Source organism: Acidimicrobiales bacterium (assembly GCA_033344915.1).
GTDB lineage: Bacteria > Actinomycetota > Acidimicrobiia > Acidimicrobiales > Aldehydirespiratoraceae > JAJRXC01.
Genome location: JAWPML010000001.1, coordinates 1,267,156 through 1,282,111, shown reverse-complemented (window position 1 = coordinate 1,282,111; position 14,956 = coordinate 1,267,156). Strand labels below are relative to the sequence as shown.

Sequence of the window (14,956 nt, the reverse complement as noted above, 5' to 3'; positions counted from 1 at the left end):
CCCACAGGAGTTCGATCCATGACTGACCCCACGAGCCGCGTCGTGCTCGTCACCGGCGGCAACCGCGGCATCGGCCTCGCGACCGCCAAGCACTTCCGGGCCGCCGGTCATGTCGTGGCCGTCACGTCCCGCTCCGGCGACCCCGTCGATGCCGAGGGGATCACCGTCGTGAAATGCGACGTGACCGACAGCGCGTCCGTCGATGCGGCGATCACCGAGCTCGAGGAGTCGATCGGGGCCGTCGAGGTCCTCGTCAGCAACGCCGGCATCACGAAGGACGGCCTCGTCCTGCGCATGGGTGACGACGACTTCACCGACGTGCTCGACGCCAATCTCACCGGCGGATTCCGGGTCGCCAAGCGTGTCGCCAAGGGCATGATGCGGGGCCGCTGGGGACGCATGATCTTCGTGTCCTCCGTCGTCGGCCTCGGTGGCCAGGCCGGGCAGGCCAACTACGCCGCGTCGAAGGCGGGTCTCATCGGGCTCGCCCGCTCGCTGGCGAAGGAGTTCGCGAGCCGCAACATCACCGCCAACGTCGTCGCGCCGGGGCCGATCGAGACCGACATGCTCGCGGCACTCACCGACGACCAGCGCGAAGCCATGTTGGCCATGGTTCCGACGGGGCGCCTCGGTGCTCCCGAGGAGATCGCCGCCGCCATCGCCTTCCTCGCATCCGACGAGGCCGCCTACATCACCGGTACCGTTCTGCCGGTCGATGGCGGCCTTTCCATGGGCTGATCAGGCCAACCTGACTAGCCTTCGACCGACAACCAGCAATGGAGAATCCAAGTGAGTGACAACTTCGAGCGCTTCAAGAAGTGCGCCGTCGACGTTCTTTCCGTCGAAGAGTCCCAGATCGTCCCGGACGCCACGTTCGAGAGCCTCGACGCCGACAGTCTCGACCTCGTCGAGCTCGTCATGGCGCTCGAGGAGGAGTTCGACGTCAACGTCGAAGAGGAAGAGCTCGAGGGTGTGACCACCATCCAGGGCGCATTCTCGTTGGTCGAATCGAAGCTCTGATGCGAGGACGTCGGGTCGCCGTCACCGGCATCGGCGTCGTCGCACCCTGCGGTGTGGGCAGAGAGGCCTTCTTCGAGGGCCTGTGTTCGCCCGCGCCCGTCGGGCCGCGCACGCTCGAGGACTTCGACCCGGCACCGGCCTTCGCCAACCCGAAGGAAGCCCGCCGCAGCGACCGCTTCACCCAGTTCGCGCTCGTGGCGGCCATGGAGGCGCTCGAGCAGGCCGGCGAGATCGACGCGGACCCCGCTCGCCGGGGCACGTTCGTCGGCACGGGCGTCGGCGGCATCCAGACCCTCGAAGCCCAGATCGGTGTCCAGCTCGACAAGGGCGAGCGCCGGGTCTCCCCGTTCCTCGTGCCCATGATGATGGCCAACGCCGCCGCCGCCGCCATCTCGATGAAATACGGCTGGCAGGGGCCGTGTGAGAACACGGTGACCGCCTGCGCGGCCGGCACCCACGCCATCGGCAACGCCGCCCGGCTCATCGCCGACGGTCGGTGCGATGCCGTGATCGCCGGCGGCAGCGAGGCGCCGTTCACCAAGACCGCCGTCGCCGGATTCGCCAACATGACCGCCCTGTCGAATAGCGGCGTGAGCCGGCCCTTCGACGTCGGCCGCGACGGCTTCGTCATGGCCGAAGGCGCCGGCATCCTCGTGCTGGAGGAGTGGGACCGGGCCGTCGCCCGTGGCGCCACCATCCTCGGCGAGGTCCTCGGGTCGGCCTCCACGGCCGATGCTCACCACATCACCGCACCGGCCCCCGGCGGCACGGGCGCGATCAACTGCATGCAGCTCGCCATGGAGGACGCCGGGATCACCGCGGCCGACGTCGTCCACATCAACGCTCACGGCACCTCGACCGACAAGAACGACGCCGCCGAGGCCGCCGCCGTCGCCAAGGTGTTCGGCACCCCCGGCCCGGCGATCACGTCCACGAAGGGCGTCACCGGCCACGCGCTCGGCGGTGCCGGAGCACTCGAGGCCGTCGCGGTGCTCCTGGCGATGCAGAACGGTGTGATCCCCCCGACCGCCGGCCACGAGACCCTCGATCCGGACATGCCCGAGATCGACATCGTCAGCGGCGACCCCCGCCCCTGGACCCCCGGCCCGAGCCTGTCCAACAGCTTCGGCTTCGGCGGCCACAACGGCACCCTGGTCCTCGCCCCCTACACGGGCTGAGCGAGGGAATCTCTGGTCACCAAAGGGTCGAAGTCGCGGCCGGAAAGCCCCCGAAAACGACCCTTTGGTGACCAGAGATTCCTCGTGAGGAGGGGGGGGGGCGGGGCGATGGCCGACTACTGGGCGTCGACGATGACGAACATCAGCTCGCAGCTGGTGGCGAGTTCGCCGTTGACGGTGGCGCGGCCCTCGCCCTTGCCGGCTCGGGCGGAGAGGCGGCTCATCGTGACGGCGATCTCCAGCGTGTCGCCGGGCACGACCTGGCGGCGGAAACGGGCCTTGTCGAGCCCGCCGAACAGGGGCAGCTTGCCGGCGTAGCGTTCGTCGCTCAGCACGGCGAACGCGCCGACCTGGGCGATCGCCTCGCACTGGAGTACGCCCGGCAGTGTGGGGCGTCCCGGGAAGTGGCCGGCGAAGAACGCCTCATCACCGGTCAGGCGCCAGATTCCCGAGGCGGACACACCCGGCGTGATCTCGGTGACCTCGTCCACGAAGAGGAACGGGTCGCGGTGCGGCAGGACATCGACGGGGTTCGGCAGCGACATGGCCGAAACCTAGCCCGGGCGCGAACCGGGGGTGGCCGTGGCCACCCCCGGTCAGAGAGATGTGTCGCCGAAGCGAGATCAGCTCTTGCCCGCAGCCTTCAGCTTCGAGCCGACGCTCAGCTTGGTCCGCGTGCCGGCCGGGACGTGGATCGCCTCGCCCGTCTGCGGGTTGCGGCCGGTACGGGCCGACGTGTTGGCGCGTTCGGCCTTGAGCCAGCCAGTGATCGCGACCTCATTGCCCGCGCTGACCTGCGCGGCGATGGTCTCGAACATGGCGTCGATGACGGCTCCGGCGTCCTTCTGGCTGACACCGGCACTGTCGGCCACTGCGGCGACGAGTTCACCCTTGTTCATGTTGGTACTCCAGTACTCCTGTTGAAATCCACGGCTTTCGCGGGCTTGTAAATGACACGCGAGTCGAAATCGCGCCGCGAGTCAAGCATTTCATGGGTCTCGCGCCCCCCGAAAGTACTGAAATTTCACCGAACCAGGCCGAATTGTCGACACAGCGTGGCAAATCACACGCCCAGCGCGGTCAGCCGTCCTCGGTGTTGCGGAGGAAATCGGCCGATCGGACGAAGTAATCCTGCACGGCGTCGACGACGATCGCAGGCGTTTCGCGTGATTCCGCGGTTTCGCGCAGCGCCGCGAGCATGTGGCGCAGCCAGGCGTCGCGCGCCGCCGAGTCCACCGCGAACGGGGCGTGCCGCATCCGCAGTCGAGGGTGCCCCCGATGCTCGCTGTAGGTGCCGGGCCCGCCCCAGTACTGCACCAGGAACATCGCCAGTCGCGCCTTCGGACCGGCGAGATCGGCGGGGTACATCGGCGCCAGGAGCTCGTCGGTCTCCACGCCGGCGTAGAACCGCTCGACCAACTCCGCGAAGAAGTCGCTGCCGACCACGTCATGGACACTCAGCTGCTGCGGGTCGCTCACGACGCCGACGCTATGCGATCACCCGCGTCGCCCGAGGCATCAGGCGGGCCAACGCCCGTTGCAGGTGCGCCAGCTGCTCCAGCTCGCGCAGGCAGCCCGGACAGTTCTCGAGGTGCACGAGGACGCGCTCGGCTCGACGAGGGTCGAGCTCGTCGTCGATCAGGGCCTCGAGGGCGGCGGCCCAGCGGAGACGGTGCAGTCGTCCCATCAGCGGCGAAACCCGCGCCGCACCCCTCCCATTCCGGCACGGCGCTCGATTGGGGACGGCGGATTGCTAGCTTCGCGACATATGTCCGAACCGGCGGTCGACGCGGAGGCCCAGAAGGAGGCGTTCGACCGCTATGTCGTCCCGGAGATCGAGGTGCTGTACCGCGTCGCCCGGTCCATCACCCGCAACCCCACCGATGCCGAGGATCTGGTGCAGGACACGATGCTGCGGGCCTACCGTGCGATCCTGCGCTTCGACGGCCGCCATCCGCGCGCCTGGCTCCTGACCATCATGCGCAACGCCCAGATCAATCGGGTCCGCCGCAAGCGCCCGGAGCTGCTCCGCGATCCCGATGCGACCATGGAGCGCCTGGCGGACGAGGACAGCGAAGACCTCGGTCCGGAGGCGCAGGTCGTGGAGTCCCAGTACGACGCCGCGGTGCAGAACGCCGTGGATGCGCTGCCGGAGAAGTTCCGCGACGTGGTCGAGCTCGTCGACATCCAGGGCCTCTCCTACGCCGAGGCCGCCCAGATCCTCGCCGTGCCGACCGGCACGATCATGAGCCGCCTCCACCGGGCGCGAACCCGAATCCGCAAGCACCTCGAGGCCAGTGGTGCCTATGTGAATGGACGTCCCGCATGATCCGGCGCAGCTTCTTTCGCCGCAACAAGCCCGAGGTCGACTGTCACGAGGTCGGCAGAGTGCTCCAGAGCTATCTCGACGGCGACGTCGAGGACGACTTCGCGGCGAAGATCAGCGCCCATCTCGAGGCGTGCCGCGACTGCGGGCTCGAGGTCGAGACGTATCGGCAGATCAAGACGGCGCTGGCGTCGCGTCTGCCGGAGGTCGACCCGGCCGTGATCGACCGGCTCCGGCGCTTCGGCAACGACCTCACGACCGGCGACTGAGCGGCGCGGAGCCGGTCGGGACCTTCGGCCCTTCCCGGCGTCATCGCCCGCCGACACGGTCGAAACATGCGCATCCTTCTCATGACCCAGAACGATGACCAGTTCCTCGAAGCGGCGGTGCCCTTACGCCGCCGGGGTCACGAGGTGGTCGGGTGCCACGACGAGGGCGCGGCGGAGTCCCGTTGGCCCTGCGTGGCCGTGGAGTCGACCTGTCCGCTCGACGAGGGCGTCGACGCGGCGGTCGTGCTGTCCCGATGCGAACACCGCCCCGAGGAGGGCGTGTCGTGTGCCGTGCGCCACCGGGTGCCCCTCGTCGTCGGCGGGCCGACGCCCGTGAGCCTGCTGTCCTACGCGGACGTCGTCCTCGACGACATCGACGACACCCTCGCCGATGTGGTCGAAACCGCGGTCACCCAGCCCCACGCACTGCTCTCCACCGCGGCCACCGATGCGGTCGCGGCCGTGGCCGAGCAGGCCGGTGTCGACGGCGACGTCCACGCGGTCGTCTTCCGCCGGCGCCGCGATCTCGATGTCGTGGTGCGGGGCGTCCCGGAGACGGACACGGCCGGCCGGGCCCGCTGTGCTCAGGCCGCGTTCGCCGCGGTCCGCAAGGCGGTACCGGGTGGCGCGGTCGACGCGATCAACGTCGGGGCTGCGACGAGCTAGGCGCCTCGTCGGCCCAGACCCAACAGCCGCCGCCCGCCGCCTTCGCCGCGTACATCGCCCGGTCGGCGGATCCGAGCAGATCGTCCGCCCCGTCGTCGCCGCCACCGATGGCGATACCGATGCTCGCACCGAGCGTGATGATCTCGCCGTCCACGACATAGGGAACCCGGAGCGCGTCGAGCAACCGGGCGGCGACCGCCTCGACCTCGTCGCGACTCGGCACTCCCTCGACGATGACGGCGAACTCGTCGCCGCCGTAGCGGGCGACCTGTTCCGTCCCCCGCACGAGCCCGCGCAGACGGTCGCCGACCTGGGCGAGGACGTCGTCGCCGGCGACGTGCCCCAGGAGGTCGTTGATCTGCTTGAAGCCGTCGAGGTCGATGAGGAGGACGGCGAGGGACAGACGAGCCGACGCGGCCGACCGCACGGCGTTCTTCAACGCACGGTCGAGCCCGCGGCGATTGGTCGTGCCGGTCAGCGAGTCCTCGACCGCCTCCCGGCGCAGGAGCGCTTCCAACTCGACACGCTCGGACACGTCACGCGCGGTGACCACGAGTCCATCGATCGACGCGTGCCCGCGATGGTCGCTCACGACGATCTCGAACCACCCGCCGTTGAGACCCTTCACCAGATGGGGGACGTCGCATTCCACGGTCTGGTCGATCAGCGACCGGGCGAAGTCCGCGTGCTCCGGCGCCAGCTGGGCCGCGAGAGATTCGACGCGGGCGGTCGTCCGCCCGTAGACGGCCTGGGCGCGGGGCGAGGCGTACTCGAGGGTGCCGTCGGCGCCGATCACGTAGACGAGCAGCGGCGCGTTCTCGAGGAGAGCCCGGAATCGATCCTCTGCGGCGCTGCGGGCGACGGCGTCGGCTCGCTGTGCGCGGAGTCGACCCGTCAACGAGACGGCCGCGATGAGCGCGACGAGCGCGAGCCCCGCGGCGAGGTATGCCGCCCGCACCGTCGTGTCCGCGGCGGCATCGGCGCGGTCCTCGGCGTCGGCCGCGAGCGCGGCGAACTTCCGGTCGATCAGGTCGGTGACCGCGGCCGGTGTGGGGTCGGCCGAGCGAGCCGCCTCCAATCGCTCGGCGACCAGGGATCGGAGCAGCGCGGCCTCGGCCTCGCCCACGTCCGCCACGGCGACCTCGAGGCGAGCCCACAGCTCGGTTTCCATCTCGCTAATCGAGCGTTCGAGGCTTGCCGGGTCGACGGCCTCCGTCTCGAGGACGGCGAGCGAAGCGAGATCCGCCCGCATCGACGTCGCGGCGCGAGCGGCCCGCTGGGCGTCGTTGGACGCCGTGATGTTGGAGACCACGAACCAGAGGGCGACGACCACCACGATCGCGACGCCGACCGGACCGAACGCGGTCCGTTTGGTCAGTCTGCGTTTCGTGGACTCGTACACCGAGTTCCCTTCGGCAGATCGCCGTCAGACCTGAGGCGGCTCCGCCGGCGGGAGGAGCGCCTCGTACAGCCGGGCGTTCTCGTCGTCGAAGCAGACGAACGCCACCCGTTCGATCGCCGTCGACGCGACCGCCGCGGCCACGGCGTTCACCGCGATCGGAGCAGCCCGCTCCTTGGGGAACCCGTAGATCCCCGTGCTGATGTTCGGAAACGCCACCGTCCGCGCCCCGAGATCGTCGGCGACCTCGATCGAGCGCCGGTAGGCCGACGCCAGCGTGGCGTCGTGCTCGGCGGCGTGCGCCGGTCCCCAGATCGGTCCGACCGTGTGGATCACCCAGCGGGCCGGCAGGTCGCCGGCGGTGGTCGCCACCGCGTCGCCAGGCGCACACCCGCCGATCGCACGACAGGCGGCCATGATCGCCGGGCCGCCGGCCCGGTGGATCGCGCCGTCGACGCCGCCGCCGCCGGCCAGCTCGGCGTTCGCCGCGTTCACGACGGCGTCGACCTCGAGCCGGGTGATGTCACCCCGGACGACGGTGAACTCAGTCGGCAGCGGAGTTGCTCTCCCGCTCGCCCTTCACGAACGCCTCGCGGGCCTCGTCGCCCAGACCGTGGAGGTTGAGCTCGAACGTGAAACCCTGCTCGTAGCGATAGCTGCGCGTCGGGTCGTCGTCGATCCCGATGAGCGACTTCTTCGCCGCCCGCATCACCGTCGGATGCTTCGACGCGATCACCCGGGCGACCTCGCGGGCCGTGTCCATGAGCTCGGCCAGGGGGACGACCCGCAGAACGGTGCCCCACTCCTCGAGCTTCTCGGCCTCGACGGGCTCGCAGCTGTAGAGCATCCACCGCAGGTGCTTCTCCGGCACGAGGCGGCCCAGATGGGTTGCCGCGCCGAGTGCGCCGTTGTCGATCTCGGGGAGCCCGAAACGCACACCCTCGGCGGCCACGACGATGTCGGCCGAACCGGCGAGACCGATGCCCGTACCGAGACAGAAGTCGTTCACGGCGACCACGACGGGCACCGCACACTCGTAGACGGCCCGGAACGCCTCGTAGCAGGCCGCGTTGACGCCGATGATGCCCTCGTTGCCGGGCAGCGTCTGCATCTCCTTGATGTCGACGCCCGCGCAGAAGCCCTTGCCCGTCGCGGTGAGGATGACCGCCCGCACCTCGGACCGCGCCTTCACCCCGTCGAGCACCTCGGCGATGCGCTGCGTGTCCGCGATCGGGAGCGCGTTCACCTTCGGATTGTCCATCACCAGCTCGAGGACGCCGTCCTCGCTGAGCGACTCGTGGATGGTCACGTGCGCACCAGCACGCTCGAGCCGTGGCCGAACAGTCCCTGGTTCGCCGTGATGCCGACCTTCGCGCCCTCGACCTGACGTCCCTCCGCCTGGCCCCGCAGCTGCCAGGTGAGCTCGCACACCTGGGCGATCGCCTGGGCGGGCACAGCTTCACCGAACGCGCCGAGACCGCCGGACGGGTTGACCGGCAGCCGGCCGCCGACGGTGGTGACCCCGTCGTTGAGCAGCTTCTCGGCGTCGCCCTCGGCGCAGAACCCGAGCTGCTCGTACCAGTCGAGCTCGAGCGCCGACGACAGGTCGTAGACCTCGGCGACGTCGACGTCGTCCGGTCCGAGCCCCGCCTCGGCGTAGACCCGGTCGCCGATCGACTGCTTGAAGCCGCGCTCGGGGCGACTGGTCGCCCCTGCGGAGTCCGTGGCGATGTAGGGCAGGTCGATGACCGTGTCGGGGAAGGTGGGCGTGACGGTGGAGATACCGGCGACCTTGACCGGGTTCGCGTGGCCGTGGGCCTTGGCGTACTCCATCGACGACACGACGATCGCGGCGCCGCCGTCGGAGGTGGCGCAGATGTCGAGCAGGCGCAGCGGATCGGAGACGACGGGCGAGTTCTTCACGTCATCGATGTCGTACTCCTTGGTGAACCGGGCCCGGGGGTTGTGCACCGAGTGGCGCGAGTTCTTCACCTTGACCCGGGCGAAGTCGTCACTCGTCGCCCCGTACAGGTCCATGCGCCGGCGGGCCTGGAGTCCGAAGTAGACGGGGTTGGTGGCGCCGATCAGCTTGAACCGCAGCCAGTCCATGTCGTCGGGACGGTCGCCCTCGTTGGGGGCCAGGAACCCCTTCGGCGTCGTGTCGGCGCCGACGATCAACGCCACATCCGTGGCGCCGGAGAGGATCTGCCCGCGGGCGACCTGGAGAGCCGTCGCGCCGGACGCACAGGCGGCGTAGGACGACGCGACCTGCGCGCCGTTGAACCCGAGCGCCCGGGCGAAGGTGGATCCGGAGACATAGCCGGGATAGCCACAACGCACCGTGATGGCGCCGCTGACGAACCCGACGTCGTTCCAGTCCACACCGGCGTCGTCGAGCGCCTCACGCGCCGCCACCGAGCCGTAGTCGACGAAGTTGCGGCCCCACTTGCCCCAGGGGTGCATGCCGACACCGAGGATTGCGATCTCTTCCATCAGTTGCTCGCCTCCAGCGGCTTCCACTTCCACACCACGTACTCGTTCTCGTCGTCCTCGTAGAGCGTGTCGACGACCAGCTCCACCGGCGTGCCCACGGTCAGGTCGTCGGGGGTGATCCCCTGCACGCACTGGCCGAGCACCACCATCTGCTCCTTCTCGAGCTCGACCGCCGCGATGGTGATCGGCTCGTAGGGGTCGGTGTTCGCCACGAACGGCGGGGGCGGTGCGTAGTCCGACGTGGTGTAACTCCAGACCGTGCCGGTGCGGCTCAACTCGACCTCTTCCAGCTCGGCCCCGACGGCGGCGGGATCACCGCCGGCGACATGCTTGGGGAAGAAATAGGTGTCTCGACCGGGGACCTTGCCGCCGATGAGATGCGGCTCCTCGTCCATGGTGAACATGCCTTCGACAACCGGCACTCGGGTCTTCACGGGTCCCCCTTCGGGATCTGACGCTCGTCAGAGTACCGGGTAGCGTCCGCGGTCATGAACGCCAGCGCCGGACCTCCGTCCGAACACAACCAGAGCATCTCCGGCTGGGACGACTACCCGGTCCACCAGACCTCCGAATACATCCGCCACGCCGCCACGAGCGATCGCAACTTCTACGACCGCTACTACTTCAACCTCCACCCGAGTTCGGACGAGTACTTCGCGATCTTCGGGCTCGGCCAGTACCCGAATCTGGGTACCACGGACGCATTCCTGGCGGTCACGCGCGGCAACGAGCAGCGCGTCATGCGGGCGTCCAAGCCGCTGGTCGATCGGATGGACGTCTCGGTCGGTCCGCTGCGGATCGAGATCATCGAGCCGCTCCACAAGCTCCGCGTCGTCGTCGAACCCGAGAACCCGGCCGACATCTCGATGGACGTCACCTGGACCGGCAGCCACCCGGCGTTCGAGGAACCCCGTCAGTACCTCCGCAAGAAGGGCACCGTCGTGTTCGACACCCAGCGCTTCGCCCAGTGCGGACGGTGGGAGGGGTCGATCACGATCGGCGACGAGACGTTCGAGGTCACGCCCGACCGCTGCGGCGGGTCACGGGACCGTTCGTGGGGCGTGCGCCCGGTCGGCGAGAAGCAGCCAGACGGCATCCGCCAGGACCTCAACGTGATGGCCGGGATGTGGAACTACATGCCGATGGACTTCGGCGATCACTCGATCATCTACATGTGCCACGAGGAGCCGTCGGAGGACCGGCCGCTGGAGGAGGCGATGCGGGTCTGGAAGGACCCGGCCCGCGAGCCCGAGTGGCTCGGCCATCCGGTGTGGGACCACGACATGATCTCCGGCACCCGGCTCCTGTCCGGCAGCCGCATCACCTTCCCCGAGGCGCCCGAGGGCCCCATCACCGTCGAGTGCAAGCCGCTGCTCACGAACTTCATCTCCCTCGGCACGGGCTACGGCATGGACGAGGACTGGCGCCACGGCATGTGGCAGGGAGACGAGGAGGTGGTCCAGGGCCTCCACTACCAGGTCGACGAGATCCGCGCCCTCGCCCAGTACGGCGTCGTCGACTCGGTCGGCGAGTTCACCTACGACGGCAGGACCGGCTACGGGCTCTACGAGCACGGCTTCTTCGGCCCGTTCGAGAAGATGGACCTCACCGATCGGGGCGACGTCCACCCGTAGATCGCCATGGCGCCGCTCCCACCACCTCCGCCGCCGCCCCCGCGCCTCCCGCCACCTCCCCCACCACGGGGATCGCTCGCGGCGGGGCTCGGAGCCCACGTCTACGACCACGAACGCTCCCGCTGGGGCCTGCCCGACGCCGTGCTGGCGTTCGTCATCTTCTTCACCACGTCGCTCGTCCTCGGCCTCGCGTTCGCCATCGTCGAGGGCGTCGACGCCACGCTCGACGGGCCGTGGCTCCCACTGCTCGTCGTGGTCCCGGCCGCCTGCCAGTTCATCTATGTCGCCTGGGCCGCCAACGCCAAGGGCGAGGGATTGGTCGCCGACCTCCGGGCCCGGATCACCTTCAGCGACGCGGCCGTCGGCGCCGCACTCTGCATCTCGGCGTTGATCCTCGCCGGCATCACCGCGGCCGCGATGGTCGAACTCTTCGGCGAGGAACCGTCCGCCGCGGTCGCCGACCTCATCGAGGACTCCGATGGCGAGAGCAGCGGCCTGTCCGTGTGGATCTACCTGTTGGCGTTCCTCGGCGCGACCGCGATCCCGGTCATCGAGGAGGTCGTCTTCCGCGGCCTGTGGTGGAGTGCACTCGAGAAGCGTGGGTTCAACCAGTGGTCCACCCTCGCCATCACGAGCCTGGTGTTCGCCGTCGCCCACTTCGAGCCCTGGCGCACCCCGATCCTCTTCGTGCTGGGTGCCGTCATCGGCCTCGGCCGCATCGCCACCGGCCGGATCGGGGCGTCCATCTTCGCCCACATCTACGTGAACGCGATCGGCATGATCTTCCTGCTGATCGAACTGTCCTGACGACGATCCTGTTACCGTCGACCCCACGTCGTCTGTGATGGCGGGAGAGCGTCGGTCGGGTCCTCGGACCCGGGCGGCCGCCGAAGGAGCAACCTCCCCGGGAACCTCTCAGGCACCCTGACCGCCGTCACGTGGACGTCTCGGGAGAGTGGTGGCTCGTCCACCCGCCGAAGGGGAAAGCGCCGACTCGTCGACGTGAAGCTCTCAGGCCTCCGGACCGAGCGGGGAACCCTCAGCGACGACGCCCGGAGTTCCCATGCCATCGAATGACGACCGGCCCACCCTGATCGAGCTGGAAGGCCGCGACGCGTTCGTGGGTCGCCACATCGGCCCGCCGACGCGCGACCGCGAGAAGATGCTCGCCGCGCTCGGCCTGCCCGACATCGACGCCCTCATCGACCAGACGGTGCCGGACGACATCCGGATGACGGCACCGCTCGACCTGCCCGAACCGATCGGCCAGCAGGCCGCGCAGGACGAGCTCAAGGCCATCGCGTCGGCGAACCGCCCGCTCACCTCGCTGATCGGGATGGGCTACCACGACACCCACACGCCGCCGGTCATCCGCCGCAACATCATGGAGAATCCCGGTTGGTACACCGCCTACACGCCGTACCAACCCGAGATCTCGCAGGGCCGGCTCGAGGCGTTGCTGAACTTCCAGACGATGGTGTCCGAGCTCTCCGGAATGGATCTCGCCAACGCCTCGCTGCTCGACGAGGGCACCGCGGCGGCCGAGGCGATGACCATGCTGCACCGGGTGAGCCGGGGCAAGCAGGGCGACCGCTTCGTGATCGACCCCGAGTGCCACCCCCAGACCATCTCGGTCGTGGAGACACGAGCGGAGCCGATCGGTCTGGAGACCGCCGTCGCCGATCCGCTGACCGCGGACCTCGACGGCGTCTACGCCGTCCTCGTCCAGTATCCCGGCACCACCGGCGCGATCCCCGACCTCGCCGCGATCATCGAGCGCTGCCAGGCCGCCGGCACGCTCGTCGCCGTCGCTGCCGATCCGCTGGCGCTCACCGTGCTCACTCCCCCCGGCGAGTTGGGCGCCGACGTGGTCGTCGGCAGCACCCAGCGCTTCGGTGTGCCCATGGGCTTCGGTGGCCCACATGCGGCGTACTTCGCGGTGCGCGAAGACCATCAGCGCTCCCTGCCCGGACGGCTGGTCGGCGTGTCCGTCGACACCGGCGGACGCCCCGCCCTCCGTCTCGCCCTCCAGACCCGCGAGCAGCACATCCGGCGCGAGAAGGCCACGTCCAACATCTGCACGTCCCAGGTGTTGTTGGCCGTCATGGCCTCGATGTTCGCCCTCCACCACGGCCCGGTCGGTCTGCGCCGCATCGCCCGACGCATCAATCGCCTGGCCGCCGTGCTCGCCCAGGGGCTGCGCGACGGCGGCGTCGAGGTCGTTCACGACGCGTTCTTCGACACCGTGTGCGCCCGGGTCCCCGGACGAGCCGACAAGGTCATGGCCATCGCGCTGGCGGAGGGCATCAATCTCCGCCGGGTCGACGCCGACACCGTCGCCGCCTCGCTCGACGAGACCACCGGACGCGACGTGATCGAGACCGTGTGGCACGCCTTCGGCGTCGAGGCGGACCTCGATGCGCTCGACGCGACGGTCGCCGACCCCCGCCCCGCGGCCCTGCGGCGCACCACGCCGGCGCTGAGCCACCCGATCTTCTCCGCCTACCGCAGCGAGACCGAACTCGTGCGCTACATGCGCAAGCTCGTGAACCGCGACATCGCCCTGGATCGATCGATGATCCCCCTCGGTTCGTGCACGATGAAGCTGAACGCGGCGACGGAGATGGAGCCGATCAGCTGGCCCGAGCTCGCCGGCATCCATCCGTTCGCCCCGGTGGACCAGACCGTCGGTTACCAGCGCATGATCGACCAGCTCGAACGTTGGCTCGTGGAGATCACCGGCTATGCGGCAGTGTCCCTCCAGCCGAACTCGGGTGCCCAGGGCGAGCTCGCCGGACTCCTCGCGATCCGCGCCTACCACCAGAGCCGCGGCGATCACGAGCGTGACATCTGTGTGATCCCGTCGTCGGCCCACGGCACCAACGCAGCGAGCGCCGTGATGGCGGGCATGCGGGTCGCCGTCGTCGAGTGCGACGACCTCGGCAACGTCGACATCGCCCATCTCGACAAGGTCGTCAGCGAACACCGCGACCAGCTCGCCGCTCTGATGATCACCTACCCGTCCACCCACGGCGTGTTCGAGGTCGAGATCCGCCGCATCTGCGACATGATCCACGAAGCGGGCGGTCAGGTGTATCTCGACGGCGCCAACCTGAACGCCATGGTCGGGCTCGCCCAGCCCGGTGCGTTCGGCGCGGACGTGAGCCATCTCAACCTGCACAAGACCTTCTGCATCCCCCACGGGGGTGGTGGACCGGGTGTCGGCCCCATCGGGGTCGGCGAGCATCTCGTGCCGTTCCTCCCCAACCATCCGCTGAACCCGGTCGCCGGCCCGCCCACGGGCGCCGGGCCGATCGCGGCAGCCCCTTGGGGGTCAGCCGGCATCCTCGCGATTCCCTGGATGTACATCCGCATGATGGGCGGCGACGGCCTGCGCGAGGCGACGGAGACGGCGATCCTCAACGCCAACTACATCGCCAAGCGCCTGGAGGACCACTACCCGGTGCTCTACACCGGCGCCACCGACCGGGTGGCACACGAGTGCATCCTCGACACCCGCGTGATCAAGCAGGAGGCGGGCATCGAGGTCGACGACATCGCGAAGCGCCTCATCGACTACGGCTTCCACGCGCCGACGATGTCGTTCCCGGTCGCGGGCACGCTGATGGTGGAGCCGACGGAATCCGAGAGCCTCGCCGAGATCGACCGGTTCTGCGACGCGATGATCGCCATCCACAGCGAGGCCAAACGGGTGCAGGGCGGCGACTGGCCGGCGGACGACAACCCGCTCGTCAACGCACCGCACCCCGCGATGGAGGCGACGGCCGACGACTGGACCCATCCGTACACCCGCGACGAGGCCGTCTTCCCCGAGGCGTGGGACCGCGAGAACAAGTACTGGCCGCCGGTCAGCCGCATCGACGGTGTGCACGGCGACCGCAACCTGATCTGCAGCTGCCCCCCGCTCGAGGACCTGGCCGAGGCCTGACCGTCCGTCTGGCCCGATCCCA

18 protein-coding genes and 1 riboswitch are annotated in these 14,956 nt (G+C 69.4%); of the genes, 9 read left to right on the top strand and 9 right to left on the bottom strand.

The genetic code is table 11. From position 1 onward, the window contains the following. Positions 1–18: 18 nt before the first annotated feature. From fabG to R8F63_06110, 3 genes are read left to right on the top strand one after another with little or no spacing between them, the layout of a single operon-like run. Positions 19–738 carry a 3-oxoacyl-ACP reductase FabG gene (fabG, locus tag R8F63_06120; protein MDW3218172.1) on the top strand — a complete coding sequence of 240 codons (720 nt, stop codon included), beginning with the start codon at positions 19–21 and terminating at the stop codon, positions 736–738. 51 nt (positions 739–789) lie between these two features. Beyond that, complete coding sequence (locus tag R8F63_06115) at positions 790–1,020, top strand: acyl carrier protein (protein ID MDW3218171.1); 231 nt, start codon at positions 790–792, stop codon at positions 1,018–1,020. Beyond that, positions 1,020–2,198 (top strand): beta-ketoacyl-ACP synthase II, encoded by a 1,179-nt coding sequence (locus R8F63_06110; protein MDW3218170.1) that lies wholly within the window; start codon positions 1,020–1,022, stop codon positions 2,196–2,198. The genes R8F63_06115 and R8F63_06110 overlap by 1 nt, the downstream gene beginning before the upstream one ends. A gap of 116 nt (positions 2,199–2,314) precedes the next feature. Here the strand turns inward: R8F63_06110 and fabZ are convergent, their stop codons facing one another. The 4 genes from fabZ to R8F63_06090 form a co-directional block, all read right to left on the bottom strand. Continuing rightward, complete coding sequence (gene fabZ, locus R8F63_06105; protein ID MDW3218169.1) at positions 2,315–2,743, bottom strand: 3-hydroxyacyl-ACP dehydratase FabZ; 429 nt, start codon at positions 2,741–2,743, stop codon at positions 2,315–2,317. Positions 2,744–2,821: 78 nt separating this feature from the next. Continuing rightward, a complete protein-coding gene (locus R8F63_06100; GenBank protein ID MDW3218168.1) occupies positions 2,822–3,097 on the bottom strand; it encodes an HU family DNA-binding protein in 276 nt (91 codons plus the stop codon). 181 nt (positions 3,098–3,278) lie between these two features. After that, positions 3,279–3,677 carry a globin gene (locus R8F63_06095; protein MDW3218167.1) on the bottom strand — a complete coding sequence of 133 codons (399 nt, stop codon included), beginning with the start codon at positions 3,675–3,677 and terminating at the stop codon, positions 3,279–3,281. Between the two features lie 10 nt (positions 3,678–3,687). Further along, a complete protein-coding gene (locus R8F63_06090; protein MDW3218166.1) occupies positions 3,688–3,885 on the bottom strand; it encodes a zf-HC2 domain-containing protein in 198 nt (65 codons plus the stop codon). An 81-nt stretch (positions 3,886–3,966) separates the two neighbouring features. Here R8F63_06090 and R8F63_06085 point away from each other — a divergent pair, with 81 nt between their 5' ends. From R8F63_06085 to R8F63_06075, 3 genes are all read left to right on the top strand, one after another. Further along, positions 3,967–4,527, top strand: a complete 561-nt coding sequence (locus tag R8F63_06085; protein MDW3218165.1) for a sigma-70 family RNA polymerase sigma factor — start codon at positions 3,967–3,969, stop codon at positions 4,525–4,527. Next, positions 4,524–4,793, top strand: coding sequence for a zf-HC2 domain-containing protein (locus R8F63_06080; GenBank protein MDW3218164.1), 270 nt, complete (start codon positions 4,524–4,526; stop codon positions 4,791–4,793). Before R8F63_06085 ends, R8F63_06080 begins: the two co-directional genes overlap by 4 nt. Positions 4,794–4,859: 66 nt before the next feature. Further along, on the top strand, positions 4,860–5,459 hold the full coding sequence (locus R8F63_06075) for a hypothetical protein (GenBank protein MDW3218163.1): 600 nt from the start codon (positions 4,860–4,862) through the stop codon (positions 5,457–5,459). Here the strand turns inward: R8F63_06075 and R8F63_06070 are convergent. The 5 genes from R8F63_06070 to R8F63_06050 are packed head-to-tail and all read right to left on the bottom strand — an operon-like array spanning position 5,434 to position 9,785. Then, positions 5,434–6,861 carry a diguanylate cyclase gene (locus R8F63_06070; protein ID MDW3218162.1) on the bottom strand — a complete coding sequence of 476 codons (1,428 nt, stop codon included), beginning with the start codon at positions 6,859–6,861 and terminating at the stop codon, positions 5,434–5,436. The genes R8F63_06075 and R8F63_06070 overlap by 26 nt on opposite strands. Positions 6,862–6,885: 24 nt before the next feature. After that, positions 6,886–7,413: an O-acetyl-ADP-ribose deacetylase gene (locus R8F63_06065; protein MDW3218161.1), complete on the bottom strand. Its 528-nt coding sequence runs from the start codon at positions 7,411–7,413 to the stop codon at positions 6,886–6,888. Then, a complete protein-coding gene (locus tag R8F63_06060) occupies positions 7,403–8,167 on the bottom strand; it encodes an enoyl-CoA hydratase family protein (GenBank protein MDW3218160.1) in 765 nt (254 codons plus the stop codon). The genes R8F63_06065 and R8F63_06060 overlap by 11 nt, the downstream gene beginning before the upstream one ends. Next, positions 8,164–9,351 carry a lipid-transfer protein gene (locus tag R8F63_06055; GenBank protein ID MDW3218159.1) on the bottom strand — a complete coding sequence of 396 codons (1,188 nt, stop codon included), beginning with the start codon at positions 9,349–9,351 and terminating at the stop codon, positions 8,164–8,166. Before R8F63_06055 ends, R8F63_06060 begins: the two co-directional genes overlap by 4 nt. Beyond that, entirely contained in the window at positions 9,351–9,785 is a 435-nt protein-coding gene (locus R8F63_06050; GenBank protein ID MDW3218158.1) for an OB-fold domain-containing protein, read from the bottom strand. Before R8F63_06050 ends, R8F63_06055 begins: the two co-directional genes overlap by 1 nt. A 54-nt stretch (positions 9,786–9,839) precedes the next feature. On the opposite strand from R8F63_06050, the gene R8F63_06045 reads away from it, so the two are divergent. From R8F63_06045 to gcvP, 3 genes are all read left to right on the top strand, one after another. Next, positions 9,840–10,985, top strand: a complete 1,146-nt coding sequence (locus R8F63_06045; protein MDW3218157.1) for a hypothetical protein — start codon at positions 9,840–9,842, stop codon at positions 10,983–10,985. A 6-nt stretch (positions 10,986–10,991) separates the two neighbouring features. Then, the gene (locus R8F63_06040; GenBank protein MDW3218156.1) at positions 10,992–11,792 is read left to right on the top strand and encodes a CPBP family intramembrane glutamic endopeptidase; all 801 of its coding nucleotides are present in this window, start codon (positions 10,992–10,994) and stop codon (positions 11,790–11,792) included. A 31-nt stretch (positions 11,793–11,823) separates the two neighbouring features. Continuing rightward, positions 11,824–11,926, top strand: a riboswitch (glycine riboswitch). Between the two features lie 122 nt (positions 11,927–12,048). Next, on the top strand, positions 12,049–14,934 hold the full coding sequence (gene gcvP / locus R8F63_06035) for an aminomethyl-transferring glycine dehydrogenase (GenBank protein MDW3218155.1): 2,886 nt from the start codon (positions 12,049–12,051) through the stop codon (positions 14,932–14,934). The last annotated feature ends 22 nt before the right edge of the window (positions 14,935–14,956 follow it).

Excerpts from the sequence above, each read along its gene's own strand:
- fabG (MDW3218172.1), top strand. The coding sequence starts at position 19 with ATGACTGACCCCACGAGCCGCGTCGTGCTCGTCACCGGCGGCAACCGC.
- R8F63_06110 (MDW3218170.1), top strand. The coding sequence starts at position 1,020 with ATGCGAGGACGTCGGGTCGCCGTCACCGGCATCGGCGTCGTCGCACCC.
- fabZ (MDW3218169.1), bottom strand. The coding sequence starts at position 2,743 with ATGTCGCTGCCGAACCCCGTCGATGTCCTGCCGCACCGCGACCCGTTC.
- R8F63_06100 (MDW3218168.1), bottom strand. The coding sequence starts at position 3,097 with ATGAACAAGGGTGAACTCGTCGCCGCAGTGGCCGACAGTGCCGGTGTC.
- R8F63_06090 (MDW3218166.1), bottom strand. The coding sequence starts at position 3,885 with ATGGGACGACTGCACCGTCTCCGCTGGGCCGCCGCCCTCGAGGCCCTG.
- R8F63_06085 (MDW3218165.1), top strand. The coding sequence starts at position 3,967 with ATGTCCGAACCGGCGGTCGACGCGGAGGCCCAGAAGGAGGCGTTCGAC.
- R8F63_06080 (MDW3218164.1), top strand. The coding sequence starts at position 4,524 with ATGATCCGGCGCAGCTTCTTTCGCCGCAACAAGCCCGAGGTCGACTGT.
- R8F63_06075 (MDW3218163.1), top strand. The coding sequence starts at position 4,860 with ATGCGCATCCTTCTCATGACCCAGAACGATGACCAGTTCCTCGAAGCG.
- R8F63_06055 (MDW3218159.1), bottom strand. The coding sequence starts at position 9,351 with ATGGAAGAGATCGCAATCCTCGGTGTCGGCATGCACCCCTGGGGCAAG.
- R8F63_06045 (MDW3218157.1), top strand. The coding sequence starts at position 9,840 with ATGAACGCCAGCGCCGGACCTCCGTCCGAACACAACCAGAGCATCTCC.
- R8F63_06040 (MDW3218156.1), top strand. The coding sequence starts at position 10,992 with ATGGCGCCGCTCCCACCACCTCCGCCGCCGCCCCCGCGCCTCCCGCCA.
- gcvP (MDW3218155.1), top strand. The coding sequence starts at position 12,049 with ATGCCATCGAATGACGACCGGCCCACCCTGATCGAGCTGGAAGGCCGC.